This is a genomic window from Acinetobacter sp. S4397-1 (assembly GCF_024129285.1).
GTDB lineage: Bacteria > Pseudomonadota > Gammaproteobacteria > Pseudomonadales > Moraxellaceae > Acinetobacter > Acinetobacter lwoffii_C.
The window spans coordinates 1-245 of record NZ_JAMXXZ010000102.1 but is presented as its reverse complement, the minus strand read 5'-3'; the positions used below and the strand labels follow the sequence as shown (position 1 = coordinate 245).

Genomic DNA, 245 nt, shown 5'->3' with positions numbered 1-245 from the left:
GATCATCTACACACCATCCGTATTGAGCATGAACCTGCATCAACCCAATGCGCTTGTGGCTGCCAACTCCGTCGTATCGGCGAAGATGTCAGTGAAAAACTGCATTTCAGACCGGCACAGTTCTATAAGGAACAGCATGTTCGTGGCAAATGGGTCTGTGATCAGTGTGACACCCTGACTCAGCAAGCGATGCCCGCCTATGTGATTGATAAAGGCATTGCTTCACCTGAACTGCTCAGCCATGT

1 protein-coding gene is annotated in these 245 nt (G+C 49.8%); it reads left to right on the top strand.

Features of this window, described 5'->3' with window-relative positions:
* Nucleotides 1-245: IS66 family transposase zinc-finger binding domain-containing protein (locus NI467_RS14690; protein ID WP_253153508.1), on the top strand; the 245-nt coding region annotated here is incomplete at both ends.